The 25,793-nt window shown below is 63.1% G+C and carries 28 protein-coding genes and 2 riboswitches; of the genes, 18 read left to right on the forward strand and 10 right to left on the reverse strand.

The window, feature by feature from the left end:
- The first annotated feature begins 32 nt into the window (after positions 1 to 32).
- A complete protein-coding gene (locus tag TR61_RS13540) occupies positions 33 to 1,685 on the forward strand; it encodes an ABC transporter permease (RefSeq protein ID WP_050930769.1) in 1,653 nt (550 codons plus the stop codon).
- A 62-nt stretch (positions 1,686 to 1,747) separates the two neighbouring features.
- Here the strand turns inward: TR61_RS13540 and TR61_RS13545 are convergent, their stop codons facing one another.
- The 3 genes from TR61_RS13545 to TR61_RS13555 form a co-directional block, all read right to left on the reverse strand.
- The gene (locus TR61_RS13545) at positions 1,748 to 2,596 is read right to left on the reverse strand and encodes a CobW family GTP-binding protein (RefSeq protein WP_050930692.1); all 849 of its coding nucleotides are present in this window, start codon (positions 2,594 to 2,596) and stop codon (positions 1,748 to 1,750) included.
- Positions 2,593 to 3,696 (reverse strand): chorismate synthase, encoded by a 1,104-nt coding sequence (aroC, locus tag TR61_RS13550; RefSeq protein ID WP_050930696.1) that lies wholly within the window; start codon positions 3,694 to 3,696, stop codon positions 2,593 to 2,595. Before aroC ends, TR61_RS13545 begins: the two co-directional genes overlap by 4 nt.
- Positions 3,697 to 3,794: 98 nt before the next feature.
- Complete coding sequence (locus TR61_RS13555; protein ID WP_050930698.1) at positions 3,795 to 4,538, reverse strand: hypothetical protein; 744 nt, start codon at positions 4,536 to 4,538, stop codon at positions 3,795 to 3,797.
- Here TR61_RS13555 and TR61_RS19955 point away from each other — a divergent pair.
- The 4 genes from TR61_RS19955 (at position 4,537) to TR61_RS13575 (ending at position 8,044) form a co-directional block, all read left to right on the forward strand.
- Positions 4,537 to 4,740: a hypothetical protein gene (locus TR61_RS19955; RefSeq protein ID WP_050930700.1), complete on the forward strand. Its 204-nt coding sequence runs from the start codon at positions 4,537 to 4,539 to the stop codon at positions 4,738 to 4,740. The genes TR61_RS13555 and TR61_RS19955 overlap by 2 nt on opposite strands.
- A riboswitch (TPP riboswitch) is annotated at positions 4,706 to 4,810 on the forward strand. Its footprint overlaps the gene before it by 35 nt.
- Positions 4,811 to 4,849: 39 nt before the next feature.
- A complete protein-coding gene (gene thiB, locus TR61_RS13565; protein WP_050930703.1) occupies positions 4,850 to 5,827 on the forward strand; it encodes a thiamine ABC transporter substrate binding subunit in 978 nt (325 codons plus the stop codon).
- Complete coding sequence (locus TR61_RS13570) at positions 5,803 to 7,359, forward strand: thiamine/thiamine pyrophosphate ABC transporter permease ThiP (RefSeq protein ID WP_050930705.1); 1,557 nt, start codon at positions 5,803 to 5,805, stop codon at positions 7,357 to 7,359. The genes thiB and TR61_RS13570 overlap by 25 nt, the downstream gene beginning before the upstream one ends.
- Positions 7,346 to 8,044, forward strand: a complete 699-nt coding sequence (locus TR61_RS13575; RefSeq protein ID WP_050930708.1) for a thiamine ABC transporter ATP-binding protein — start codon at positions 7,346 to 7,348, stop codon at positions 8,042 to 8,044. Before TR61_RS13570 ends, TR61_RS13575 begins: the two co-directional genes overlap by 14 nt.
- Positions 8,045 to 8,280: 236 nt before the next feature.
- On the opposite strand, the gene TR61_RS13580 is transcribed toward TR61_RS13575, so the two are convergent.
- Positions 8,281 to 8,715, reverse strand: coding sequence for a 6,7-dimethyl-8-ribityllumazine synthase (locus TR61_RS13580; protein ID WP_050930711.1), 435 nt, complete (start codon positions 8,713 to 8,715; stop codon positions 8,281 to 8,283).
- Positions 8,716 to 8,793: 78 nt separating this feature from the next.
- Positions 8,794 to 8,936, reverse strand: a riboswitch (FMN riboswitch).
- A gap of 61 nt (positions 8,937 to 8,997) precedes the next feature.
- On the opposite strand from TR61_RS13580, the gene TR61_RS13585 reads away from it, so the two are divergent.
- From TR61_RS13585 to TR61_RS13610, 6 genes are all read left to right on the forward strand, one after another.
- Entirely contained in the window at positions 8,998 to 9,618 is a 621-nt protein-coding gene (locus tag TR61_RS13585) for an FMN-binding negative transcriptional regulator (RefSeq protein WP_050930713.1), read from the forward strand.
- 43 nt (positions 9,619 to 9,661) lie between these two features.
- A complete protein-coding gene (locus TR61_RS13590; RefSeq protein WP_050930771.1) occupies positions 9,662 to 10,264 on the forward strand; it encodes a glutathione S-transferase in 603 nt (200 codons plus the stop codon).
- Positions 10,265 to 10,512: 248 nt separating this feature from the next.
- On the forward strand, positions 10,513 to 11,076 hold the full coding sequence (gene petA, locus TR61_RS13595; RefSeq protein ID WP_050930715.1) for a ubiquinol-cytochrome c reductase iron-sulfur subunit: 564 nt from the start codon (positions 10,513 to 10,515) through the stop codon (positions 11,074 to 11,076).
- Positions 11,077 to 11,087: 11 nt separating this feature from the next.
- Positions 11,088 to 12,416 carry a cytochrome b gene (petB, locus tag TR61_RS13600; protein WP_050930717.1) on the forward strand — a complete coding sequence of 443 codons (1,329 nt, stop codon included), beginning with the start codon at positions 11,088 to 11,090 and terminating at the stop codon, positions 12,414 to 12,416.
- 16 nt (positions 12,417 to 12,432) lie between these two features.
- Positions 12,433 to 13,224: a cytochrome c1 gene (locus tag TR61_RS13605; RefSeq protein ID WP_050930719.1), complete on the forward strand. Its 792-nt coding sequence runs from the start codon at positions 12,433 to 12,435 to the stop codon at positions 13,222 to 13,224.
- A gap of 126 nt (positions 13,225 to 13,350) precedes the next feature.
- Positions 13,351 to 14,328, forward strand: a complete 978-nt coding sequence (locus tag TR61_RS13610; RefSeq protein WP_245626889.1) for an NAD(P)-dependent alcohol dehydrogenase — start codon at positions 13,351 to 13,353, stop codon at positions 14,326 to 14,328.
- A 78-nt stretch (positions 14,329 to 14,406) separates the two neighbouring features.
- On the opposite strand, the gene TR61_RS13615 is transcribed toward TR61_RS13610, so the two are convergent.
- Positions 14,407 to 15,312 carry a LysR family transcriptional regulator gene (locus TR61_RS13615; protein ID WP_050930725.1) on the reverse strand — a complete coding sequence of 302 codons (906 nt, stop codon included), beginning with the start codon at positions 15,310 to 15,312 and terminating at the stop codon, positions 14,407 to 14,409.
- A 222-nt stretch (positions 15,313 to 15,534) separates the two neighbouring features.
- Here TR61_RS13615 and TR61_RS13620 point away from each other — a divergent pair, with 222 nt between their 5' ends.
- On the forward strand, positions 15,535 to 15,960 hold the full coding sequence (locus TR61_RS13620; protein WP_050930734.1) for a DUF4399 domain-containing protein: 426 nt from the start codon (positions 15,535 to 15,537) through the stop codon (positions 15,958 to 15,960).
- A 22-nt stretch (positions 15,961 to 15,982) separates the two neighbouring features.
- On the opposite strand, the gene TR61_RS13625 is transcribed toward TR61_RS13620, so the two are convergent.
- Complete coding sequence (locus TR61_RS13625; protein WP_050930743.1) at positions 15,983 to 18,010, reverse strand: NADPH-dependent 2,4-dienoyl-CoA reductase; 2,028 nt, start codon at positions 18,008 to 18,010, stop codon at positions 15,983 to 15,985.
- Between the two features lie 133 nt (positions 18,011 to 18,143).
- Between TR61_RS13625 and TR61_RS13630 the strand changes: the two genes are divergently transcribed.
- Together TR61_RS13630 and TR61_RS13635 are read left to right on the forward strand one after the other, a co-directional pair.
- The gene (locus TR61_RS13630; protein WP_050930749.1) at positions 18,144 to 18,638 is read left to right on the forward strand and encodes an RNA pyrophosphohydrolase; all 495 of its coding nucleotides are present in this window, start codon (positions 18,144 to 18,146) and stop codon (positions 18,636 to 18,638) included.
- Between the two features lie 29 nt (positions 18,639 to 18,667).
- On the forward strand, positions 18,668 to 19,072 hold the full coding sequence (locus TR61_RS13635) for a hypothetical protein (protein WP_082181968.1): 405 nt from the start codon (positions 18,668 to 18,670) through the stop codon (positions 19,070 to 19,072).
- Between the two features lie 342 nt (positions 19,073 to 19,414).
- Here the strand turns inward: TR61_RS13635 and TR61_RS13640 are convergent, their stop codons facing one another.
- From TR61_RS13640 to nth, 3 genes are read right to left on the reverse strand one after another with little or no spacing between them, the layout of a single operon-like run.
- The gene (locus TR61_RS13640; protein ID WP_050930777.1) at positions 19,415 to 19,972 is read right to left on the reverse strand and encodes a GNAT family N-acetyltransferase; all 558 of its coding nucleotides are present in this window, start codon (positions 19,970 to 19,972) and stop codon (positions 19,415 to 19,417) included.
- 38 nt (positions 19,973 to 20,010) lie between these two features.
- Positions 20,011 to 21,000, reverse strand: coding sequence for an adenosine kinase (locus TR61_RS13645; protein WP_050930751.1), 990 nt, complete (start codon positions 20,998 to 21,000; stop codon positions 20,011 to 20,013).
- Between the two features lies 1 nt (position 21,001).
- A complete protein-coding gene (gene nth / locus TR61_RS13650) occupies positions 21,002 to 21,643 on the reverse strand; it encodes an endonuclease III (protein ID WP_050930754.1) in 642 nt (213 codons plus the stop codon).
- 111 nt (positions 21,644 to 21,754) lie between these two features.
- On the opposite strand from nth, the gene TR61_RS13655 reads away from it, so the two are divergent.
- The 4 genes from TR61_RS13655 (at position 21,755) to TR61_RS13670 (ending at position 24,849) form a co-directional block, all read left to right on the forward strand.
- The gene (locus tag TR61_RS13655) at positions 21,755 to 22,606 is read left to right on the forward strand and encodes a methylated-DNA--[protein]-cysteine S-methyltransferase (protein WP_050930756.1); all 852 of its coding nucleotides are present in this window, start codon (positions 21,755 to 21,757) and stop codon (positions 22,604 to 22,606) included.
- 134 nt (positions 22,607 to 22,740) lie between these two features.
- Complete coding sequence (locus TR61_RS13660; protein ID WP_050930758.1) at positions 22,741 to 23,400, forward strand: YiaD family glycine zipper/OmpA-like lipoprotein; 660 nt, start codon at positions 22,741 to 22,743, stop codon at positions 23,398 to 23,400.
- A gap of 113 nt (positions 23,401 to 23,513) precedes the next feature.
- The gene (locus tag TR61_RS13665) at positions 23,514 to 24,056 is read left to right on the forward strand and encodes an NADPH-dependent FMN reductase (protein ID WP_050930760.1); all 543 of its coding nucleotides are present in this window, start codon (positions 23,514 to 23,516) and stop codon (positions 24,054 to 24,056) included.
- A gap of 4 nt (positions 24,057 to 24,060) precedes the next feature.
- The gene (locus TR61_RS13670) at positions 24,061 to 24,849 is read left to right on the forward strand and encodes an HTD2 family dehydratase (protein WP_050930762.1); all 789 of its coding nucleotides are present in this window, start codon (positions 24,061 to 24,063) and stop codon (positions 24,847 to 24,849) included.
- Here TR61_RS13670 and TR61_RS13675 read toward each other — a convergent pair.
- Positions 24,841 to 25,793: NAD(P)/FAD-dependent oxidoreductase (locus TR61_RS13675; protein ID WP_050930764.1), on the reverse strand; the 953-nt coding region annotated here is incomplete at its 5' end. The genes TR61_RS13670 and TR61_RS13675 overlap by 9 nt on opposite strands.

Genomic DNA, 25,793 nt, shown 5'->3' on the forward strand with positions numbered 1-25,793 from the left:
ACCCCCGAGTGACCGACGCCACCCAACGAGACATCGCGCCCCACGCGACGCGCCGCCATCGCGCGGGCGGATCGCGGCTGTTGGCGGTGCTGGCCTATCTGGTGGCGGCTGTCTGCATCTTGCCGATGCTAGCGGTGCTGATCGCATCGATGTCGGGCGGCACGGATACGGTGGCCCATCTGATGGACACGGTCCTGCCGCGCTATGCCTTCAACACGCTGGCGCTGGTGCTGCTGGTGGCGCTGGGGGCTTTGGCCGTGGGGGTGGGCACCGCCTGGCTGGTGACCATGACGCGCTTTCCGGGGCAGCGGTTCTTCGAAGTGGCGCTGGTCCTGCCGCTGGCCTTCCCGGCCTATGTGCTGGCCTATGCCTATACCCATGTTCTGGATCATCCCGGCGTCGTGCAGACCAGCTTGCGCGCGATGATGGGCTGGGGGCCCCGCGACTACTGGTTTCCCGAAATCCGGTCCCTGGGCGGGGCCGCCACCATGCTGGTTCTGGTGCTGTATCCTTACGTCTATCTTCTGGCCCGCGCGGCCTTCCTGCAGCAAAGCGCCAGCGCCTTCCTGGCCGCCCGCGCCCTCGGCAAAACCGCCTGGCAGGCGTTCTTCCGCGTCAGCCTGCCCATGGCGCGCCCTGCCATTGCGGGTGGCGTGCTTCTGGCGGTGATGGAGACGATCGCCGATTTCGGCACGGTCGCCTATTTCGGGGTGCAGACGCTGGCCACGGGGATCTATACCAGCTGGTTTTCCCTCGCTGATCGCGCGGCAGCGGCGCAACTGGCGCTGTGCCTGCTGGCCTTTGCGCTGCTTCTTGCAATCCTCGAGAGGTATCAGCGCGGCAATGCGCAGTATCACGACACCAGCAAACGCCAGCACGGCATGCCCCCGGCCGAGCTGTCGGGCTGGCGCGCGGCGCTTGCGACGCTGTTCTGTGCGCTGCCGGTGATCCTGGGCGCGCTCCTGCCCATGGCCATCCTGCTCGAAATGGCGCTTGGGTCGGAACAGAACCTGCTCAGCCGCCGTTACATCGGATTCATCCAGAACTCCCTCACGCTGGCAAGTGCCGCGGCTATCGTGACCGTCTGCGCCGCGGTTTCGGTTGGCTTTTACCAGCGCTTGCGGCCCGGCAAGCCATCGGCTGCAGCGGGCTATGCCGCGCGGCTGGGCTATGCCGTGCCGGGCGGCGTGATCGCGGTGGGCCTGATCGTGCCCTTCGCGGCTTTCGACAACGCGCTGGATGCCTGGATGCGGGCGAGGTTCGACTATTCCACCGGCTTGCTGATCACCGGCTCCATCTGGCTGCTGGTGGGCGCCTACATGGTGCGGTTCCTGGCCGCCGCTTTGGGCGCCTATGAAGGCGGGCAAAGCACGGTGCATGCCAATATGGACGCCGCCGCGCGATCCTTGGGGCAAACGCCTCTGGGCACGCTGCGCCGGGTGCATCTGCCTATCCTGACGCCCAGTTTGCTGACGGCACTTCTGATCGTCTTTGTCGATGTGATGAAGGAACTGCCTGCCACGTTGATCATGCGGCCCTTCAACTATGACACGCTGGCGGTGCAGGCCTATCGTCTGGCCAGTGATGAACGGTTGGAAGGGGCTGCGGTGCCCTCACTGGTCATCGTGGCCGTCGGGTTGCTGCCGGTGATCCTGATTTGCCGGCAGGTGGGCCGCCATCGCTGAACGCGTGCTTTTGGCGGGCGTCGCGTGCCGTATTTGGAAAGAGAAGAAGGGCAGGGCGCGCCTTAGCCCTGCCACCAGCGCTTGATCTCCTCGCGGCTGATCGCTGCCGAGGGACCGAGCGCGACAAGCTGCGTCTGATCCGTCGCGCTGCGCCGCGCGGTGACATAGCCGCCCACGACATGCACTTCATAGCCGCCGTCATCGGTGAGGATGTGCCCCTTGAGCCGGTAGAGGCCGGAGGGGCGGTTCTCCAGCTTGTCACCCAGCGCCGCGCGACTGATGGGCCTGTCGCTTTGTGTATGCCACGTGGTGTAGCCGGTATGGCTGGCCACCGAACGGCCTTTTGGCAACGGGATGATGTCGAAGAGGAGCGGGGCGAGGGATGCGTCGTTCAGTAGTTGCGGGTTGCGCGCGGGCAGGGTCGAGAGCGCACCGGGGATCGCGTCAGACTTGGTCACAAGAACCATGTCGGCAGTGGAGATCTGTTGCGTGACCTGGGGGCCGATCTCAGCGTCTGTCAGTTGCATCGTCAGATTTGCGCCATCGACCAGGGTGACGATACCGCCATAGGCGAGCTCGGGTTCGGAGATTACCGCATTGGCGATGGAGGCCGGATCGGCGATGCCGCTGGCCTCGATGATCAGGTGATCCGGGCGTGGGCTGCGGTCCAGCGCCTGATCCAGCGCGCGGTGCAGATCGTCGCCCATCGTACAGCAGACGCAGCCATTGATCAGGGCGATGGTGTCGCCCTCGGCGCTGTCGAGCAGATCGGCATCGATGTTGATACTGCCGAAATCATTCACGATCACCATCAGCGACAGCCCGTGATCTTCGGCCAGAAGCCGGTTGATCAGCGTGGTCTTGCCTGCGCCCAGATATCCCGAGACGATGGTGACGGGCAGCGGCGTCATCCGATTTGTCCGCGGTTCTCGCCCACTTGTCCGCGATGCATCAGCAGGTGATCCAGGATCACGCAGGCCATCATCGCCTCGCCCACCGGAACGGCGCGAATGCCGACGCAGGGGTCGTGGCGGCCCTTGGTGATGATCTCGGTCGCTTCGCCGGATTTGGTGATGGTCTGGCGGGTTTGCAGGATCGAAGAGGTCGGTTTCACCGCAAAACGCACCACCAGATCCTGCCCGGTGGAGATGCCCCCCAGAATACCGCCCGCGTGGTTCGAAGAATACACGGGCTTGCCGTCATTGCCCATGAAGATCTCATCTGCGTTCAATTCGCCCGTCAGCATGGCAGCCGACATGCCTTCGCCGATCTCGACCCCTTTGACCGCGTTGATCGACATCATTGCCGCCGCCAGGTCCGTATCCAGCTTGCCATAGACGGGTGCGCCCAGACCGGCGGGGATGCCCTTTGCGACCACCTCGATCACCGCGCCCACCGAGCTGCCGGATTTGCGCAGACCGTCCAGGTACTCCGCCCAGGTCTCTGCCGCCTGAGCATCGGGCACCCAGAACGGGTTCTGGTCGATCTGGTCCCAATCGAACCGCTCGCGGTCGATCTCATGTGCGCCCATGCGCGTCATGTATCCGGTGATCTCCACCCCCGGCACCAGCGCCTTGATCGCCTCGCGCGCCAAGCCACCGGCGGCGACACGCGCAGCCGTTTCGCGGGCCGAGGACCGCCCGCCGCCGCGATAATCGCGGATCCCGTATTTCTGCCAATAGGTGATATCGGCATGGCCGGGGCGGAATTTCTCGGCGATATCGCCATAGTCCTTTGACCGCTGATCGGTGTTTTCGATCATCAGTTGCACGGGCGTGCCGGTGGTTTGTCCTTCGAACACGCCCGACAGGATCTTCACCTCATCGGGCTCCCGCCGCTGGGTGGTATACTTGTTCTGCCCCGGTTTGCGCCGGTCCAGCCAGTGCTGGATCATCCCCTCGTCAATCGGCACACCGGGAGGGCAGCCATCCACAGTGGCCCCCAAGGCGGGTCCGTGGCTTTCGCCCCAGGTGGTGACGCGGAACATCCGGCCGAAGGTGTTGAACGACATGTGGTGTCTCCGATGGCTACTGCTCCCCGTCTAATGGCAAAGTCCCAAAAGGAAAAGCCGCCCCGATTGAGGGCGGCTTCAGACTGGGGATCAGCCCCTCAGAAACGGCCGATCGACGTGCCCAACCGCAACAGCGTGGACCGCGGGTGGCTGGTTTTCAGGCCAGGGTCCACTTGCGTGCCACCCAGGGGGAACGTGACCCCAAGGCGAAAGACATCCACCTCGACCAGCCCGGGATCCAGGTTGATCCTGCTAAGCGACGCATTGATAGACACCGGGGGGATCGATCCGGGCCGTTCGATCACATAGCCCATGAAGATCCCGTATTCCTTCGCTTCCCATGTGTTGATGTCTTCGCGCCCGTAAAAGGCGCCGAGGCTCAGGCCGGTATCAAGCTGGACACCTGCTGAAAGCCCATAGACGTCGGACTTGGAGGTGAACGTGTCATAGTCACCTTCGCCGATATACGCATCTCCGAAGAAACCGTCGGCGTTGAATGACAGGGTCAGCCCATAGTGAAAGGCGTCATTGTCAACGCCGGGCGAGGTATCGATATCCGAATAATCGAGGAACACGCCCACGTCGAAGGTTTCGGAAAAATGATACCGGCCAACCACTGAGAGTGACGTTGCGCTGAAATCGGTCGCGGGCGCATCGGAGTCCGCATCGGCATAACCAATCCCGAAATCCAGCGAGAACTGGTCGGAAAACCTGTATCGCGCATTTGCAAAAACATCGAACCCGTGGCCGTCGAACCCGTTGTCGACGTTGCCATTCTGGTAGTTGAAGCTGACTTCAGCGTTTTCAAGTTCGAACGCCTGGGCCGCTCCGGAGATCATCATGATCGATGAAACAATGGAAATGAATCTGTGCCGCATTCTGGATACCCCGCATGCTGAAATGAGCGAAATTTACCATAATTCGGCGATTTTCGCAAATCTGCACCGGGTTCGCATGATGTCATATGCGATCTCAGCCGCTTGCGCTTTGGGTGCCAGACGCTATGTTCCGCCTTACCTCGGGGTGCTTCGTGACCGAAGCTGAGATGCCATGTGGCGAACCCGTTGAACCTGAACCGGCTAGAACCGGCGGAGGGAAGGTTACAGGATCATCACATCCTCCCTTGCCCTGTCGCCGCAAAAGGAGGATGCCAATGAAGTATCTTGCATTTGCTGCGGGCGTTTTGAGTGCATCGGCTGTCGTGGCCGAGACACCGGAATTGACCGTTTACACCTATGACAGCTTTGTCTCGGACTGGGGCCCCGGCCCTGCGGTGGAAGCCGCGTTCGAGGAGGTCTGCGGCTGTGACCTGAAATTCGTGGGCGCGGGCGATGGCGCGGCTTTGCTGGCGCGCATTCGTCTGGAAGGCGCGCGGAGCGAGGCGGACGTTGTTCTGGGCCTCGACACCAATCTGACGGCAGCGGCGGCCGAGACGGGGCTCTTTGCGCCGCATTCGGTGAGCGCGGAGTATGACCTGCCCATCGACTGGACGGACGACACCTTTGTGCCCTTTGACTGGGGGTATTTCGCGTTCGTGCATAACGCCGATCTGGCAGCCCCTGCGAATTTCAAATCGCTGGGGGAGAGCGATCTGAGCATTGTCATCCAGGATCCCCGCTCCTCTACCCCCGGTCTGGGTTTGCTGATGTGGGTGAAGGCCGCTTATGGCGATGAGGCCCCTGCGATCTGGGAAGGATTGGCCGATAACGTCGTGACGGTGACGAAGGGCTGGTCTGAAGCCTATGGCCTTTTCCTGGAAGGGGAGGCGGATATGGTGCTGTCCTACACGACCTCCCCCGCCTATCACCTGATCGCGGAAGAGGATGCCTCGAAAACCGCTGCCGCCTTTGAGGAAGGCCATTACATGCAGATCGAAGTGGCGGGCAAACTCGCCTCCACCGATCAGCCTGAGCTGGCGGACCAGTTCCTGCAATTCATGGTGTCCGACGCGTTTCAGTCGATCATTCCGACCACCAACTGGATGTATCCCGCCGTGACACCCGAAAGCGGTCTCCCCGAAGGCTTCGAGACGCTGATCACCCCTGAAACCGCTCTCTTGGTGCCGGCGGCAGAGGCGCCTGCCCTGCGGGAGGAGGCTCTGGCGGAATGGCTGGGCGCGCTCAGCCAGTAAGCCCGGGCGCTGGTCTTGTCGCGGCGGCTTTGGTCGCCGCGATCATTCTGGGGGCTGTGGCCGCCGTCTTCTGGCGGGCCGATACAGGCGCGGGCCTTGGCCCCGCCGATTGGGCCGCGATCCGGTTTACCGTGTTCCAGGCGATCCTGTCGGCCACGTTCAGCGTTCTGCTAGCGATCCCTGTGGCCCGTGCCTTTGCGCGCAGACGCTTCCAAGGGCGCGGTGTGCTTGTCACCATCCTTGGTGCGCCGTTTATCCTGCCGGTCATCGTCGCGGTCTTTGGCCTTCTGGCGGTGTTTGGCCGCAACGGGTGGCTCAGCATCGTCTTGGGCTGGGTCGGCCTGCCGCCGGTGCAGATCTATGGGCTGCATGGTGTGGTTCTGGCCCATGTCTTCTTCAACCTGCCGCTGGCCACGCGGCTGATCTTGCAAGGCTGGGGCGATGTTCCCGCCGAACAGTTTCGGCTTGCCGCGCAGCTTGGGTTTTCCGCCTCCCATACCCGCCGGGTGATCGAATGGCCGATGCTCGCGCGCACGGTGCCCGGTGTCTGGGCGGTGATCTTTGCCATCTGCATCACGAGTTTCGCCGTTGCCCTGACGCTGGGCGGCGGCCCGCGCGCGACCACGGTGGAACTGGCCATCTATCAGGCCTTCTGGCTGGAGTTCGATCTGGGCCGCGCTGCGCTTTTGTCGGTGATCCAGATTATCCTCGCAGGCGTCGCGGCAGCGATTGCGTTGAAGCTGACGCCCTTCGAGGGCCTTGGCGCGGGCCTGGATCGCACGGTGATGCGCTGGGACGCCTCGGCCCTTTCTCTGCGCTTTTGGGATGCTGGCCTGATCGCATTGGCCGCTTTGTTTCTGCTTTTGCCCATGGCCGCGATTGTGCTCTCGGGCTTTGGCGCGCTTGCCGATCTGCCTGCCCAAGTCTGGCGGGCGGCGGGCGTGTCGATCATCGTGGCGCTGGCCTCTACCGCGATCCTTCTGGCGCTCGCAGTTCCGCTCAGTTGGTCAATCGCGCAGGCCAAAGGCGCGGGGATGGAGATTGCAGGGATCCTTGGCCTCGCCGCCTCGCCCCTCGTCATCGGCACCGGGTTCTTCGTGATCCTGAATCCATTCGTGAACCCGCAGGATCTGGCGCTGGTCGTCACCGCGCTGGTCAATGCGTTGATGGCCTTGCCCTTCGCCCTGCGCATCCTTGTCCCCGGCGCAAGAGAGGTCGCGCGGGGTCATGGCCGGCTCGCTGTGTCTCTGGACATGTCCGGCTGGCCCTATCTGCGCCACATCTTCCTGCCCCGCATGCGCGCGCGGATCGGGTTTGCCGCCGGTCTCACAGCGGCCCTGTCGATGGGCGATCTGGGCGTCGTGGTCCTGTTCGCCGATCCGCAGCTGGCCACTTTGCCCTTGCAGATGTATCGCCTGATGGCGGCCTATCAGATGGAGGCGGCGGCGGGCGCGGGGCTTTTGCTATTGTCGCTCTCGCTCTTTCTGTTCTGGGCCTTTGACGCAGGGGGGCGGCGCGGTGCTGCAGCTTGATCGGGTGACAATAGTGAATGGCGGCTTCCGGCTGGCGGCGGATCTGTCGATCACGCCGGGCCGTAGGGTGGCCGTCATGGGGCCGTCCGGGGCGGGGAAATCCACGCTGGTCAATGGCATCGCCGGGTTTCACGACGTGCCGCAGGGCCGGGTGCTGTGGCAGGGGGAGGAGATCACCGCTCTGCCCCCCGGTAAACGGCCTGTGGCGATGTTGTTTCAGGATGGCAATCTGTTTCCCCATCTGACGATCCGGCAGAATGCGGGGCTGGGTTTGCGCCCGGATCTGAAGCTGAATGATGGTGATTGGGCGCAGGTGGATCAGGCCCTGACCCGCGTCGGGCTGGCCGATCTGGGCGCGCGTCGCCCGGCCGAGCTGTCTGGCGGACAACAAAGCCGCGCGGCCTGGGCACGCGTGTTGGTGCAGGCCAAGCCCATACTGATCCTGGATGAGCCGTTTTCGGCGCTTGGCCCTGCGCTGAAGGTCGAGATGCTGGACCTGGTAGCCGAATTGACGGCTGAAAGCGGGGCGACGGTTCTGATGGTGACCCATGATCCGGAAGATGCCGCGCGACTGGCGGACGAGATTGTGCTGGTCGCTGACGGCACAGCGCATCCGCCGGAAGACGCGCAGGCGATGTTGGCTGATCCGCCGCCTGCGTTGAAGGCCTATTTGGGCGAGGGGTAGGTCAGCTCACGCTGACCAGCGCGGGTCTCGCGTTTTGCCGTCCCCGAACACCGTGCGACGGGGAGCGCCTGCCCGTGGGGTGGCGCATGCAACCTTGCTTCGCAGCGCTTTATGGCTGCCCTGTCATCTTCCGAATGATCGACGCGCCGTGGGCAGACAAAGCGCCAGCCCGCCGGGACGGGCAGGCGCTGCCCGGCGGCCTTCGGCCTTGTTCCGGGCTGGTGCGGTGAATGGCCTTAAGCCGCCACAGCCTCCCGCGTCTTGCAGATCGAGAGCGCCGCACGCGCAGCCTCACGCCCTTTCTCGACAAAATGCGCGCGGAAGATCGCATTGTGATGGTCGGTCTCCTGATACTGATGCGGGGTCAGGGACACCGACAGAACCGGCACGCCGGTGTCCATCCCGGCGCGCATCAGGCCATCCACCACGGCTTGTGCCACAAACTCATGGCGGTAGATCCCGCCATCCACGACAAAGGCCGCGCAGGCCACCGCGCCATATCGGCCCGTGGCGGCCAGATCGCGGGCCAGCAGTGGCATCTCAAACGCGCCGGGCACGTCGAAGACATCGACCTGATCAGGCGGAACAAGCTCCAAAAAGCCATCCAAAGCACGATCGACAATATCGGCGTGCCAGTTGGCTTTGATGAAGGCGAAACGGGTGTGTGTCATGTGGTAATCCTCCTTGGTTCAAGACACGTCACCCAAGGCGATTACGAACGCCGCCCTCCCCAAACAGGGGCTGGCTGCGCACGTTCTCTTCCATCCGGACTGTGACCGTCGGCTCAGGCCTCTCACCTGATCTGCTGACACCCCAACCTGGGGCCGCTCGCGGGCTCATCGGAAACCGATATACCGCCGGTGGGGAATTCCACCCCGCCCTGAGAACGGGATCACCCTTGCAAAGGCCGCAGCCCTTGGCAATAGGATCGCCGCGTCAGAAGGAGAGGCGCCATGCACCCCAACCCGATCTATCACACGCAAGAAGCGCAGGCGAACCTGGCCTTCGCCCGCGCGCGGGCCTTTGGCGTGCTGGCTGTTGCGTGCGGAGACGATGCGCCGATGCTGTCCCACGTGCCGTTCTTGCTGGATGAGGACGGCGTCTGGGCCCATCTGCATCTGGTCCGCTCAAACCCCATTGCGCGGGCGTTGCGCGACGGTCCGCTGAACGCGCGGATCGCGGTCTCGGGGCCGGACAGCTATGTCTCGCCCGATTGGTATGGGGTGGCGGATCAGGTGCCCACCTGGAACTATATCGCGGTGCATCTGACCGGCCAGCTGGAACTGCGCCCGCAGGAGGAGCTTCACGGCCTGCTCGACCGCCTGTCGGCGCATTTTGAAACGCAGCTTTTGCCGAAAACGCCCTGGACATCGGCCAAGATGTCTGAGGGCGTGATGGAGAAGATGATGCGCCAGATCGTGCCTTGCGCCTTCAAGGTCGCGGATGTGGATGGCACCTGGAAGATGAACCAGAACAAACCTGATGAGGTGCGCCTGCGTGCCGCCGACGGGGTCGCGCGCAACGGGATGGGGACTGACACGGAAGCTCTGGCAGACAGAATGCGCAAGGCGTAGGGTGGAATTTGTCCCAACACACCGGAAAAAGAAGGACCCGGACATGAAACTGATGATGGCCGCCCCGTCACCCTTTGTGCGCAAGGTGCGCGTTCTGATCCGCGAAGCGGGCCTGACCGATCAGGTCGAGGAAGTGGAGGTCGTGACCTCTCCGGGAGGGGCGCCGGAGGATCTTCTGGCGGCGAACCCCCTGGGCAAGATCCCCGCACTGGTGCGCGATTTCGGCCCGACGCTGTATGACAGCCGGGTGATCTGCCGGTTTCTGGATGACCGCGCCAAGGCCGGGCTGTACCCCGACGCGCGGCTTTGGGAGGTGCTGACGCTGGAGGCCACCGCCGACGGGATCATGGATGCCGCCGTTCTGATGGTCTACGAGGCGCGGTTCCGCGACGAGGCGATCCGCTCGCAAGCCTGGGTCGATGCGCAATGGTCCAAGGTCGACCGGGCATTGTCGGCGCTGGAAAGCCGTTGGATCAGCCATCTGTCGGGACAGATCGACATGGGGCAGATCGCGCTGGGCTGTGCGCTGGGCTATCTGGATTTCCGTCATGGCGACCGCAACTGGCGCACCGGACGTCCGCAACTGGCAGACTGGTACGCCCGGTTCGAATCGCGTGACAGCATGAAGGCCACGGTGCCTGCCTGATAAACGCTTTTTCAACGGCTGGCTGTCAGGAGGGGCGGTGTTGTAGCGTTCCCGCCGTCCCAGCCAAGTTTCTGATGCAGAAAAGGGCAAGATCGCGACCGGGTGCCGCACCTGCGACCACTTGCGCGTGTTTGGTGACTGGACGGGCCTGACCGACGCCGCTAAATACCCGCCGGAGCGGCTGTGCCTTTGTGGCACGGCCTCGTCAGTTGTTTGGCCTGAGACGGCCCTGAAATGGAGTAAACCTCGTGTCGCACGCAGAAGACCACGAAGGCACCCGTAGGGATTTCCTCTACTACGCCACCGCAGGCGCAGGTGCAGTCACCGCCGGGGCCGCAATCTGGCCGCTGGTCCATCAAATGAACCCGTCCGCAGACGTGCAGGCCCTGTCGTCGATCCGCGTCGATGTCAGCGCGGTCGAGCCGGGCACGCAGATCAGCGTCAAGTTCCTGGGCAAGCCGGTGTTCATCCGCCGCCGCACGCAGGAAGAAATCGACGAAGCCCGCGCTGTCGATCTGAGCGAATTGCCCGATCCGATCGCACGCAACCCCAATATTGGCGGCGATGTGCCCGCAAATGACGAAAACCGCACGCTGGACGAAGCGGGCGAATGGCTGGTGATGCAGGGCGTGTGCACCCACCTGGGCTGTGTGCCTCTGGGTGACGGCGCAGGCGATTTCAACGGCTGGTTCTGCCCCTGCCACGGGTCGCACTATGACACCGCCGGCCGTATCCGCCGCGGTCCCGCACCGGAAAACCTGCCTGTTCCGACCGCTGAATTCGTCGACGAAACAACGATCCAACTGGGATAAGGGAGCGTCTCATGTCCGGAATTCCTCACGATCATTACGAGCCAAGCTCGAAAGGTGAGAAGTGGCTGCACAGCCGCCTTCCCATCGTCGGACTGATCTATGACACGATCATGATCCCGACCCCGAAAAACCTGAACTGGATGTGGATCTGGGGCATTGTCCTGGTGTTCTGTCTGGTTCTGCAGATTGTCACCGGCATCGTTCTGGTGATGCATTACACCCCGCATGTCGACCTGGCCTTTGCGTCGGTTGAACACATCATGCGGAACGTGAATGGCGGTCATATGCTGCGTTATCTGCACCAGAACGGCGCGTCGCTGTTCTTTGTGGCGGTCTATGCGCATATCCTGCGCGGCCTGTATTACGGCTCATACAAGGCTCCGCGTGAGATCACGTGGATCATCGGCATGCTGATTTACCTGCTGATGATGGGCACGGCCTTCATGGGCTATGTTCTGCCCTGGGGTCAGATGTCGTTCTGGGGTGCAACCGTGATCACCGGCCTGTTTGGCGCGATCCCCTTCATCGGAGAAGCACTGCAGACCTGGCTGCTGGGCGGACCCGCCGTGGACAACGCCACGCTGAACCGCTTCTTCTCGCTTCATTATCTGCTGCCCTTCGTGATTGCCGGTCTGGTGATCGTGCATGTCTGGGCCTTCCACACCACGGGCAACAACAACCCCACCGGTGTTGAAGTGCGTCGCGGCTCCAAGGAAGAGGCGCAGAAGGACACGCTGCCGTTCTGGCCCTATTTCGTGATCAAGGACCTGTTCGCGCTGGCCGTGATCCTGGTGGTTTTCTGGGCCATCGTGGGCTTTATGCCGAACTATCTGGGCCACCCCGATAACTATATCGAGGCGAACGCCCTGGTGACGCCTGCGCATATCGTGCCGGAATGGTACTTCCTGCCGTTCTACGCGATCCTGCGCGCCTTCGACACCGAGGTGTGGATCGTGATCGCGGCCGACTTCCTGACCAACGGCATCATCGACGCCAAGTTCTTCGGCGTGCTGGCGATGTTCGGTGCGATCGTCGTGATGGCGCTGGCGCCCTGGCTGGACACATCGTCCGTGCGCTCGGGCCGGTATCGTCCGATGTTCAAATGGTGGTTCTGGCTGTTCGTCGTGAACTTCTTCGTCCTGATGTGGGTTGGCGCCATGCCGGCGGAAGGGATCTATCCCTATATCGCCCTGATCGGCTCGACCTACTGGTTCGCGTATTTCCTGGTGATCCTGCCGCTTCTGGGCGTGATCGAGAAGCCGGATGCGCAGCCCGAGACCATCGAAGAAGACTTCGCGGCCCATTACGGCAAAGGCGGCGACGCCACGCCGGCTGAATAAGAAGGAACTGAAAGCAATGATCAAACAACTCACGATCAGCGCAGTCGCGGCATTGGCCCTGACAGCCGGTTCTGCCTTCGCAGCTGGCAAGCAGGGTCACGTCGAAGACTTCGACTTCTCGTTCGAAGGTCCCTTCGGGACCTTCGATCAGAACCAGCTGCAACGCGGCCTGCAGATCTACACCGAGGTCTGCGCGGCCTGCCACGGGCTGGAGCATGTGCCGCTGCGCACCCTGGCCGATGAAGGCGGCCCGAACCTGCCCGAAGATCAGGTCCGCGCCTATGCGGCGAACAACTTCGAAGTGTTCGATCCCGAGCTGGATGATTTCCGCCCGGCCACGCCGAACGACCACTTCCCCGGTTCGAACCTGGAAAACGCACCCGACCTGAGCCTGATGGCCAAGGCGCGCGCGGGCTTCCACGGGCCTTACGGTCTGGGTCTGAACCAGCTGTTCAAGGGCATGGGTGGGCCTGAGTACATCGCGTCGCTTCTGACCGGCTACACCGGCGAAGAGAAGGAAGAGGCGGGCACCATCCTGTACGAGAACAAAGCCTTCCCGGGTGGCTGGATTTCCATGTCGCAGCCGCTTTATGACGAGCAGGTGGAGTTCGCCGATGGTCACTCCAACTCGCTGGAGCATATGGCGGAAGACGTCTCGGCCTTCCTGATGTGGACGGCAGAGCCCAAGATGATGGCCCGCAAGCAAGCCGGTTTTGTCGGTGTGCTGTTCCTGACCATCCTGTCGGTGCTGCTGTACCTGACCAACAAGCGCATCTGGGCGCCTGTGAAGGGCAAGAAATCGGCCTGACTGGTTTCACATTGATCATACTGAACCCCCGCATCCCCGGATGCGGGGGTTTTCTTTGGGTGGTTGCAAGGCGCAGTACCGGTCAACAAGGTGCACAGTTGCCCGCCGAGCCTGTAAGGTGGGCGTATGACGACCCCGTCACATATGAAGGCGGCCGTGTTCCATCGCTATGGCCCGCCGGAAACCCTGACGCTGTGTGACATGCCCGTGCCGCAGCCCGCGCAGGGTAAGATCCGCGTCAAGGTCCATGCCACCACCGTCACAAGGACGGATACAGCCACGCTGCGCGGTCATCCGTTCTTTGCCCGTGTGGCAACGGGGCTCACGCGGCCGAAAATGTCCATCCTCGGCATGGATGTCGCAGGCGTCGTTGACGCGGTGGGTGGCGGCGTGACGGCCTATGAGCCCGGCGACCGCGTGTTCGGCCTGTCGCCCGACCGGTTCGGCGCTCATGCGGAATATGTGTGCCTGCCCGAGGGTGGGGCGATTGCGCGCTTGCCCGATGGTCTGAGATATGACGAAGCCGTGGTCGGGGAAGGCGCATGGTATGCCAGCGCCACAACCGACCGGCTGAACACAGGCGACAGGTGCCTCATCTATGGGGGGTCTGGCGCGATCGGGACGGCGGCGGTGCAACTGGCCAAGCTTCGTGGCGCTGAGGTCACTGCCGTTGTCGGGCACAGGCATCTTGAGCTTGCGCGCCAGCTTGGGGCCGACCGCGTGATCGACTATCAGGTACAGGATTTCACCAAGTTGGGTGAGCGTTTCGATCTGGTGTTCGACGCGGTTGGGAAGACATCGTGGTTCGCCTGCCGCCCGTTGCTGAAGCCGCAGGGCATATTCGCGGCCACGGATCTGGGGCCCTATTGGTCAAACCTGGGTCTGGAGGCGTGGTCGGCAGTCAGAGGCCACCGCAGGCTGGGCGTCCCTTTTCCCAAAGACCCGCGCGGCTTGGTCCAGACCCTGGCAGGTCTTTTGGCTGACGGCCGGTTCCGTGGCGTTTTTGACCGCCGTTATCCTTTGGCTGACATAGTTGCTGCATTTCAATATGTCGAAGCCGGGCAGAAGACCGGCATCGTGCGTGTTGATATGCGCTCTGACTAGACCACAGCGCAAAACAAAAAACCCCGCCGGTGGCGGGGTCAGGTGCGTTGCCAAGGGAAGCAACATGAAGAAACCGTGTTACCAGTCCGACGGGCCTTTATCGGCGAACGCATGGACAAGGAAATCGATGAAGGCGCGGACCTTGGGTTGGGTGAAGCGGCCCGGCGGATAAACGGCGTAGATGCCTTGCGTCTCCATCGGCAGGTCGGGGATGGCGTCTTCGACCAGCCCTTGCGCCATGGCATCGGCGTAAAGGAAGCTGGGCAGGTACGCGATGCCCAGGCCCGAGATGGCGGCGTTCAGCAGGGATTGCCCGTCATTCACGCTCAGCCAGCCGGCGGTGCGCACCTGGCGCTTTTCGCCCGACGGCGCGGTGATCTTCCAGACATTGCCGGCGCCCTGATTGGAATAGTGCAAGAGCTTGTGTTCGTTCAGATCGTCGATCTTCTGCGGACGGCCATAGCGCTCGAAATAGGCCGGGGCCGCGATCATCCGCCGCGTGGTTTCCGTCAGCTTGCGGGCGCGCAGGGTGCTGTCTTCCAGTTCGCCAATGCGCACAGCCATGTCGAACCCTTCGGAAATCAGTTCGACATAGCGGTTGTTCAGCACCATGTTCACGGTGATGTCGGGGAATTCCTCAAGGAAGGACGACAGCACGGGCGACAGGTGATTGACCCCGAAATCCGTCGCAACCGAGATGCGCAGCAGCCCCGAGGGCGCGCTTTGCATGGAGGTCACCAGCGCATCGGCTTCGCCCGCGTCGTTCAGTACGCGGCGCGCGCGATCATAGTAGGCCAGGCCGATTTCGGTGGGCGACACGCGGCGCGTTGTGCGATTGAGCAGACGGGCGCCAAGACGGGCTTCCAGGCTCGATACATGTTTGGAAACGGCTGATTTCGAGATGCCCATTTTCTTGGCGGCATCTGTAAATCCACCTTGATCCACCACCGTGGCGAAGGCTTCCATTTCGGTTAATCTGTCCATGCTCGATGTCCCTTTTGGGGTTGTTCGTTGGCATAGGGGTATCGCCCTCAATATGGGCAAGAACACGGCACAGATGGGATAATATCGGGGATTTCACGGCATCGTTTTCAGCTGCGAAACAGGTAAACAGCCTGTTTCCTTTGGTTGAAAGCGCGGTTTCGTGAATTGTGAAACGCGGAAGATCGTCTAAGCTTTCAGCCCTGAGAGAGGAGGACGTTACGCATGAAACACCTACTCCTGGCCGCAGCAACATCCCTGATTTTGGCAGGCCCCGCGCTGGCGGAGGATCCTGTGGCCTATGTCGTGAATATCGAGGATGGGGCAAATGTGACCTCACCTGTCACGGTCGTGTTCGGGCTGCGCGGCAAGGGCGTTGCCCCTGCCGGGGTCGAGAAAGACGGCACCGGCCACCATCATATCCTTCTGAACCGCGCGCCCTTCGGAGAGGGGCCCGAGGATGCCGAGATGTCGGAATTCGGCATTCCCGCCGATGACAACCATATCCATTTCGGCGGCGGACAGACAGAAGCAACGCTGGAGCTTGAACCGGGTCAGCACAGCATCCAGCTGGTTCTGGGCGATCACAACCACAAGCCGCATGACCCGCCCGTGGTGAGCAAGGTCGTGACCTTCACCGTCACGGATTAGCCGCGCGCCCGAAAGCCGTGGGTCAGAGGGTGGCCGCCAGGCGTGTGCCCTGATCAATTGCGCGTTTGGCGTCGAGCTCCGCCGCCACATCCGCCCCGCCGATCACATGGGGCGTGATCCCCTTGGCAGCCAGATCATCGGCCAATGTGCGCAGCGGCAGTTGGCCGGCACACATGACGATCGTATCGGCTTCGATCAGTGTGGGGTTTTCGCGCGCCTCGCCAAAGCTGACATGCAGGCCCTGATCGTCGATGCGTTCGTAATTCACGCCGCCCACGAAATTCACGTCCTTCATCTTGAGCGCCGCCCGGTGGATCCAGCCGGTGGTCTTGCCCAGCCGTTTGCCGTGTTTTTCCGCCTTGCGTTGGAGCAGTGTCACCTCGCGCGCAGGCGCCTCGGGCTTGGGCCCTTCGGGGGCCAGCCCGCCACGGTGATTGGCCGGGTCGGCGACGCCCCATTCGGTCATCCATTCGGGCAGGTTTTCGGTGGGGCTTTCACCCTCGTGCACCAAATACTCCGAGACATCAAAGCCGATGCCGCCTGCGCCGATCACGGCGACACGTTTGCCGACCTCGACCTTGTCGCGCAGGACGTCGATATAGCTGACGACGTTGGCGCGGTCCTGACCCGGGATTTCCGGGTCACGCGGGATAACACCGGTGGCGATGATGACCTCGTCAAAGCCATCCAGGTCGTCCGCGGTCACTTCGGTGTTCAGGCGCACGTCGATGCCGTGATGATCCATCATCTCGCGATACCAGTCGACAAAGCCCCAGAATTCCTCCTTGCCGGGGATCTGCTTGGCCATGTTCAGCTGGCCGCCAATCTCGGACGCCTTGTCGAAGACAGTCACCTTGTGGCCGCGTTCCGCGCAGGTCATCGCGGTTGACAGGCCGGCAGGCCCCGCGCCGACAATTGCGATGGATTTCTGGGTGGCAGCGGGTTCGATGACCAGTTCGGTCTCGTGACAGGCGCGGGGGTTCACAAGGCAGGACGTCAGCTTGCCCGAGAAAGTGTGATCCAGACAGGCCTGGTTGCAGGCAATGCAGGGCGCGATCTGGCCGGAATGTCCTTCCATCGCCTTGCGGACGAAATGCGGGTCGGCCAGCATGGGCCGCGCCATCGACACCATGTCGGCGCAGCCATCGGCCAGAACGGCTTCGGCCACTTCGGGCGTGTTGATCCGGTTCGAGGTGATCACCGGGATCGACACGTGTCCCATCAGCTTCTGCGTGACCCAGGCAAAGGCCCGGCGCGGCACCGATGTGGCGATGGTGGGCACGCGGGCCTCGTGCCAGCCGATGCCGGTATTGATGATCGTGGCGCCTGCTTTTTCGATTTCCTTGGCCAGCTGGATCACCTCTTCGGTGGTCGATCCGTTTGGCACAAGGTCGATCATCGACAGGCGGTAGATGATAATGAAATCGGTACCCACGGCCTCGCGCGTGCGGCGGACGACTTCGATGGGCAGGCGGATGCGGTTCTCGTACGACCCGCCCCAGCGGTCGGTGCGTTTGTTTGTGTGGGTGACGATGAACTGGTTGATGAAATACCCTTCGCTCCCCATGATCTCCACCCCGTCATAGCCCGCTTGCTGGGCCAGAACGGCGGCATTCACGATGTCGGAGATCTGCTTTTCGATCCCCTCCTCGTCGAGTTCGGTCGGCGGGAAAGGCGAAATGGGCGATTTGATTGGGGAGGGCGCCACGCATTTCGGCCCATAGGCATAGCGGCCGGCATGGAGGATCTGCATTGCGATCTTGCCGCCCGCCTCATGCACACGTTCCGTGATGACCGAATGGTTCTTCACATCCTCTTCCGTGGTCATCATGGATGCACCCGGCAGGACCGAGCCTTCAAGGTTCGGGCCGATCCCACCTGTCACCATCAGGGCCACTTCGCCCCGCGCCCGTTCGGCGTAGAATTCGGCGACGCGGTTCCAATCCTTGGTCTCTTCCAGGCCGGTATGCATCGAGCCCATCAGCACGCGGTTTTTCAGCGTGGTGAAACCCAAGTCCAGCGGGGCAAGCAGGTGGGGATAGTCGGTCATGGAAGTCCTCCCTTGGATATTGCGCCTAGATTGCGTTCTGTGCGCCACTTGTCACGCGCTACGCGGCGTCATGTGGGTTGCGCAACTTTGGGCGAGCGGTAGTGATGGTGTCCAGATGAAAGAGAGTGCGCCGATGACCCCGGAAGAGATTGCCAGACTGCCCTATCGACCCTGCGTGGGCGTGATGCTGATGAATGCCGAGGGCGATGTGTTCGTCGGCCAGCGCCGTGACAGGTATCAGGAGGCCTGGCAGATGCCGCAGGGCGGTGTGGACAAGGGAGAGGATCCGCGCGACGCGGCCCTTAGGGAGCTGTGGGAGGAAACCGGCGTGACCGCAGATCTGGTCGAGGTCGTGGCCGAGACGGAAGGCTGGCTGCCCTATGATCTGCCCCATGAGATCGTGCCGCAGATCTGGAAGGGCAAATATCGCGGGCAGGAGCAGAAATGGTTCCTGTTGCGCTTTACCGGGACGGACGATCAGGTGAATATCGAAACCGAACATCCGGAGTTTTCCGCATGGCGCTGGCAACATGTCGATCATCTGGTCGAAAAGATCGTGCCCTTCAAACGCGAGGTCTATGCGCGGGTATTGGCCGAATTTGCACCGCATTTGCGGCCCTCTGGCTGAGTGCTGGCCCGGTCTGGGCCTTGTCCTGCATGCCGTGGGATCATCTGGATGCCTGGGCGCAGGCGTCCGAGAGTGAGCGTCTGTACATCGTGACGCGGGGCACGCTTGCCTTTGACGAACGCGATCTGCCGCAGGTCGATTGGGAGGATCAGGCGGCAACCCCTCCGCTGACGCGGGTGGAGGCGTATTTCAGCGGTCACCAACTGGCCCGCACCGGGTTCCAGCGCCCTTTTGAGGGGGATGTGACGCTGGAGGTGGCCTGTTACGGCCCGTGGTGCGCGCGTGTGCCTGCCGGGGCAGAGATCATTGCGTTTCTTGAAATGCGCGACGGGGCGCTGGTGTTGGAGACAAACCCCTGCGGTGGATTTGCGCTGCCCGCCAGCCCCAAGGCGGAACGGGATTTACAACGCTGCATGCAAGGCACCTGCCCGTAGGGCGGGACTTGTCCCGCCACGCGGCCACGACGAAGGGCCCGCATCGGGGTCATCCCCCGGCAGGCTTATCGTCATATGTGATAGGAAAACGTCAGGGAGCAGGCCTGCTGGTTAAGCGATGGCTCATGTCACCCGGGGTGGTTAGGCCCTGATGACATGGACTGCGCGATGGGAAAACCATCTGTCCTGATCGTGCCACCTTTCGGCGACAAATGTAGCTACGCGAAGGGTTGTCGCGCATCCGCCTTGCGATGTGGTGAAGGGAGCGTTCGGTGGGGGTGGCGGGCTGAAGCCCGCCCTACGGGTGGATCACCCAGCCCGGCACGGCTTTTGGACCTGGCTCTACGGAAAGATCGGCACGTGTGACCCGGCGTCTTTGGGCAGGACCCCGGTCAGACGGGGGTCCGGGGCGATCTCGACCTCCTGCCGGATGGGGGTGAAACCGGACCGGCGGTAAAAGCCCAACGCGCCGGGGTGATCCAGCGTGCAGGTATGGACATGAAACCGCGTGATGAGGCGCTGCCACGCCAATCGGGTCGCATGGTTCATCAGAAGCCGCCCGGCCCCCGTGCCCAGAAGGGCCGGGGTGACGCCGAAGAAGGCCAGCTCGCAAGCGCCGTCTTCGCGGAAATCCAGCTCCAGCAGCGCTTCGGGCGTGCCGTCTTTCAGCAGCGTATGCAGCGTCACATCCGGGTCATTCAGAATGGCAGCCAAGTCGTCATCGGCCATCTGCATCCGCGAAAACCACAGCCAGTCCTGCGCGCCCACGCGAGCGAAGAGATCGCGATAGGTGGCCACATCCGCCTCAAGCGGGGCAAAACGGATGCCGTCCAGATCTGGCGCGGGGCGGTCTGGTGCGGGCGTCGTCATCTCAAGATAGGTGACGACGGTGGCGACCATGCCGCGTGGCACCGGGTGAAAACCGGGCTCAAGCGGGGTCACAAAAGCCCCTCGGCCTTCATCAGATCGGCGACTGACACTTCGGGGCGCGGGCCGATATGGCCGATCACCTCGCGCGCGCAGACATTGCCCATGCGCGCACAGGTTTCCAAATCGCGGCCCGTGGCCATGCCATAAAGGAACCCGGCGGCGAACTGATCGCCCGCGCCGGTGGCGTCGACCGGCGTGATCTTGTCGACCGGCACGTCGGTGCGGCTGGTACCTTCCATGATGCTGACGCCATCGCCCGAGCGGGTGCAGACCACCAAGGGACAAATCCCCGCCGTCAGCATCAGCGCATCATCCAGATGGTCGTTCTGGAAGAGCGACTGGATCTCGGCCTCGTTCCCGATCACGAAATCCAGATCATGTTCAATGAGCGACAGGAAATCGGCCCGGTGCCGGTCCACGCAGAAGGGATCGGAAATCGCGATGCCCGCCTTGCCACCCGCTGCACGGGTTGCACGGGCCGCTTCGCGGAACGCCGATTTGCCCGCGTCGTGGTCAAAGAGATACCCTTCCAGGAACATCAGCTTGGCGTTGCCCGTCACCTCTTTCGGCACATCGGCAGACGACAGCCCGGTTGAGATGCCCAGATAGGTGTTCATCGACCGCTCCCCATCCGGCGAGACGAAGATCATCGACCGCGATGTGGGGGCTTCGCCATCCGCGACCGGGTCATTGACGAAGTCGATCCCGAGATCGGTCATCGCCTTGGCATAGAACCGGCCCAACCCGTCATCCTTGACCCGTCCGATGAAGGCGGTCTGTAGCCCCAGCGCGCCTGCGCCCGCAATCGTATTGGCGACCGATCCGCCCGGCGTCTGCACGCGGTTTTCCATCGCGCCGTAGAGCAGCTCGGCCTGATCCTGTTCGATCAGCTGCATGATGCCCTTTTCGATCCCCATGTTATCAAGGAAGGCATCATCAGATTGCGAGATCACATCGACAACGGCATTGCCGATGCCCACAAGGTCATAGGTTTTCATGTCAGGTTTTTTCCTCGAATTTGCAGAGATCGCGGATGATGCAGGCGTCGCATTTGGGCTTGCGCGCCACGCAGGTATAGCGGCCGTGCAGGATCATCCAGTGATGCGCATGCAGCTGGAATTCGGCCGGGATGTTGTCTTCGATGGCGCGTTCGACCGCGTCCACATCCTTGCCCGGCGCAATGCCCGACCGGTTGCCCAGCCGGAAGATATGCGTATCGACCGCCTGCGCCGGGAACCGCCACCACATGTTCAAAACCACATTGGCCGTCTTGCGCCCCACACCGGGCAGCGATTGCAGAGCAGCGCGCGACGAGGGGACCTCACCGCCATAGTCCTCGACCAGAATGCGGGAGAGCTTCATGACGTTCTTGGCCTTATTGCGGTAAAGGCCGATCGTCTTGATATGCTCGATCAGTTTTTCTTCGCCCAGATCCAGCATCTTTTGCGGGGTGTCGGCGATCTTGAACAGCTCTTTGGTGGCCTTGTTAACGCCCGCATCGGTGGCTTGCGCCGAAAGCGCCACGGCCACCACCAGCGTATAGGCGTTCACGTGATCCAGTTCACCCTTGGGTTCGGGCTCGGCCGCGCGGAAGCGGGTGAAGATCTCGTGGATCGTGTGGTAATCAAGTTGCTTTGCCATCCGCGCCTTATTGCCCAAGCCTGCCCGCCATCGCAACGCCAAAGCGCAGGTTTCGGGTCGTCGCCGCCGCCCCGCCGCGGTAAATTCCCCTCAAGGACGGAGATTTGCGCCATGAACATTCAGAACACCGACCAGGGATATCATTACAACGTCATGCGCCGGGCCATCGACCTGATAGATCAGGGCGGGCCGGCCATGACGCTGGACGATCTGGCGCGCGAGATGAACATGAGCCCCGCGCATTTCCAGCGGCTGTTCTCGCAATGGGTGGGCGTCAGTCCGAAACGGTATCAGCAATACCTGACGCTGGGCCATGCCAAGGCGCTGCTGCGCGAGAGGTTCACCATGCTGGAGACCGCGCATGAGGCTGGCCTGTCCGGTGGCGGGCGGCTGCACGATCTGTTCCTGCGCTGGGAAGCGATGAGCCCCGGCGATTACGCCAAGGGTGGCGAGGGGCTGACGATCTATTGGGGCTGGTTCGAAAGCCCCTTTGGGCCTGCGCTTGTCATGGGCACCGACAAGGGCATCTGCGGCATGGGCTTTGCCGCCGAAAGCGGGGAAGAGCACGCGATGGAGGATCTGACAGGACGCTGGCCCAAGGCCACATTCATCGAAGACCCGATGCGCCTGCGTCCCTGGGTGCTGGCGGCTTTTGGTGCGGACGGCGCGCTGGACACGGCGCCCCTGTTCCTGATCGGCGCCCCTTTCCAGATCAAGGTGTGGGAGGCGCTTTTGACCATCCCATCCGGCCATGTGACCACCTATTCCGAGATTGCCCAGCATATCGGCCAGCCCAAGGCGGTGCGGGCGGTGGGCACGGCGGTGGGCCGCAATCCGGTCAGCTGGCTGATCCCCTGCCACCGTGCTTTGCGCAAATCCGGTGGACTGGGCGGATATCACTGGGGCCTGCCCGTGAAACGCGCGATGCTGGCTTTTGAGGCGGCACAGGTAGATGCCGGGTAACACCCCCTGATTGCAGCGAAAAACCGCCGAAATGCGGGCTGTTATTGCATAACAACGGTGCCAGGCGCACATAGCGCGTATCACCACGGGACGCGCCGTGCATAAAGCGCGTCCGAGTAAGAGAGCAGAGAGATATGACATTCGCAAAAACCCCGTTCATCCTTGCAACCGTTGCGGTTTTGGGCCTGACGGCCTGTACCGATCCGGGCCAGTTGGGCGACCCGAACAACCCGAACCGCAACCGCGATCAGGGCGTTTTGCTGGGCGCCGGCATCGGCGCGGCACTGGGCCAGATCATCGGTGGCGATACCGAAGCCACCGTGGGCGGCGCCGTGGCCGGTGCGGTGGCGGGCGGCCTGATCGGCAACAACCTCGATAAGCAGGAGGCCGATCTGCGCGCCAGCCTGGGCAATGACCAGGTTCGGATCACCAATACCGGTGACCGCCTGATCGTGACGCTGCCGCAGGATATCCTGTTTGCCACCGACAGTTTCTCGGTCCGGCCCGATCTGCAGCGCGACCTGCGCGCGGTGGCCAGCAACCTGCAGGCTTATCCCAACAGCACGATCCAGATCATCGGCCATACCGACAACACCGGCGACGCGGGTTATAACCAGCTCCTGTCGGAGCGCCGCGCCAACGCGGTGGCCGACGTGCTTCTGGACGCGGGTGTCCCGTTCTCGCGCATCCGCACGCTGGGCCGGGGCGAGTCGCAGCCGGTTGCCTCGAACCTCAGCCCTGAAGGGCGCGCCCAGAACCGCCGGGTCGAGATCGTGATCCTGCCCAACAGCTGATTCACATCACCCCCTCAGCCTGCGCACGACCCTTGTGCGCAGGCATACAGTTGGCTTGTGTGTGCTGCTGACCTAGCTATGGCGCAATGCAAGTCATGCTAAGGGGTACTTTCATGGGTACGTATTCACTTTTGGGCATCTCGGGCTCTCTCCGGGCCGAGGCGACCAACCGCAAACTGATCCGCGAGGCAGCGCGTCTTTTTGATCCGGCGTCTTATGTGGAGGCCGATCTGAACCTGCCTCTTTACGATGGCGACGCGGAAGAGGCCGACGGCATCCCTGCCGCGGTCCAGACATTGGCCGATCAGATTGCCGCCGCCGATGCGGTGGTGATTTCCACGCCGGAATACAACAAGGGGCCGTCAGGCGTTCTGAAAAACGCGCTGGACTGGGTCAGCCGGACCGACGGCAAGCCCTGGGCGGACAAGCCTGTCGCAGTTATGTCGGCGGCTGCAGGCCGTGCGGGCGGCGAACGGGCGCAGATGGTGCTGCGCGGGTTCATGGTGCCGTTTCGCCCACGCATTCTGCAGGGCCCCGAGATGCATCTCGCAGGCTCGCGCGACCAGTTCGACGACAACGGACAGCTGACAGGAGAGCTTTACCTGAAGACCCTGCAAGAGCTGATGAATGCTCTGAAAGCTGAAATCGGACGGTAGGGCGATGCAGGTCGTCGCCGATCTGATTGACCCGGCCCGTGCCACCGCGCTGAACGTTACGCTAGGGCGGGAGGGGGCGTTTGCTGAAGGTGATGCGCTGCCGCCCTTCTATCACCAGATCTATTTCTGGGAGCCGGTCGCCGCGCCCGGGCTGGGCCGCGACGGTCACCCCCGCGTGGGCGGTCTGATTCCCGATATGGGCCTGCCGCGCCGGATGTGGGCCGGGGGGCGATTGGAGTTTTCCCAACCACTGCGCGCGGGATTGCCGGCGGAAAAGCGCAGCAGCGTCGACACCGCCCAGCGTAAAGAGGGGCGGAGCGGCCCCTTGGGGTTTGTCACCCTGCGCCACGAGATCTGGCAGGACGGGCAGCTATGCCTGACCGAATGGAAGGATCTGGTCTATCGCGAAGATCCCGACCCGGCCGCGCCCCAGCCGCAGGCCCAGAAGGCGCGGCAGGATGAAACATCGGCGCGGGTGCAGGGCTTCACCTCGACCATGTTGTTTCGGTATTCGGCGCTGACCTTCAATGGCCACCGCATTCATTACGACCGCGATTATGCCAAATCGGTCGAAGGTTATGGCGGGCTGGTGGTGCATGGCCCGCTTCTGGCGCAGCTTCTGATGCTGATGGCCGAGGAAGAGATGGGGCCGCTTGCCGCGTTTTCCTTCCGCGCCACATCGGCGCTGATGGACGGGGAAGAGGCCACGTTGTGCCGCAACGGGCAGGCGTTGTGGGTGCGCGGGCCGGATGGCCGCCAGAACATGCAGGCAGAGGCGGCGGCGTCAGAGTGACGCCTCGACGCGGAAGGCGTCGGGGATCGCGTCGCGCCCTTCCAGCACCAGATCGGCCATGATCTCGGCCAGCTTCGGGGCCATGCCGAAGCCGATCTTGAAGCCACCATTGGCGATATAGGCATCAGGCCTGCCGGGCCAGGGGCCCGCCATGGGCGCGCGCGACCGGGCACGGGGGCGCAGCCCGGCCCAGCGATCCACCACTTTCGCGTCGCGCAGCGCGGGCACCTGTGCGTGGGCGCGGGCGATAACGTCATCCAGCTGCGTGTCGGTGCAGGTGGGATCGTCATAGTCCCGTTCCGAGGTCGATCCGACGGCAATCGTCCCATCCGCATGGGGAATGATGTGCAGGGCATCGGCGAAAAGCTGCGGCGCGTCCGCCGGCAGGGGCGCGGCAGGAGCCAGCAGCGCGGCCTGCCCTTTGACGCCATTGCCGACGCTGCGGTGATGGCCCGCGTTCAGCGCCTCGAGCCCCGCCACGCCGGTGCACCAGATCGTGGGGCCTGTGTCGGGGCCGTCCGCCGCGACAGTGACGCCTTTGGTGGCAAGCGCCGCGACAAGGGCCGCGCAGGCACGGCGCGGATGCATGCGCGCGCTCAGCGTGTCGTGGATCAGAAGGCCGGTGGGGCTGTGCGGGGCCCAATCGCCAGCCGCGCCCGCGTCGATCACGCGCCAGTCCGCCCGTCCTTGCCAGAGACCGCGCGCCGTTTCTTCCCGCGCGCGGGCAAGCGCCAGCGCGTGATCATCGGCGATGGGCTGCAGCCGCCCCGTGCGGCCATAGCCGGAGGAGGTGCCGCCCGCGGCCTCCACCCCGGCCCAGAACGGTTCGGCCAGAAGCAGGCTTTCGAACTGAAATGCCTTCTTGTCGTTCCAGTTTTCCGGCACATGGGGGGCCAGCGCACCGACCAGACCGCCGCTGGCCCCGGCCCCCGGGCCGGCGGGGT

It is taken from the genome of Aestuariivita boseongensis (assembly GCF_001262635.1).
GTDB classification, from domain to species: Bacteria; Pseudomonadota; Alphaproteobacteria; order Rhodobacterales; family Rhodobacteraceae; genus Aestuariivita; species Aestuariivita boseongensis.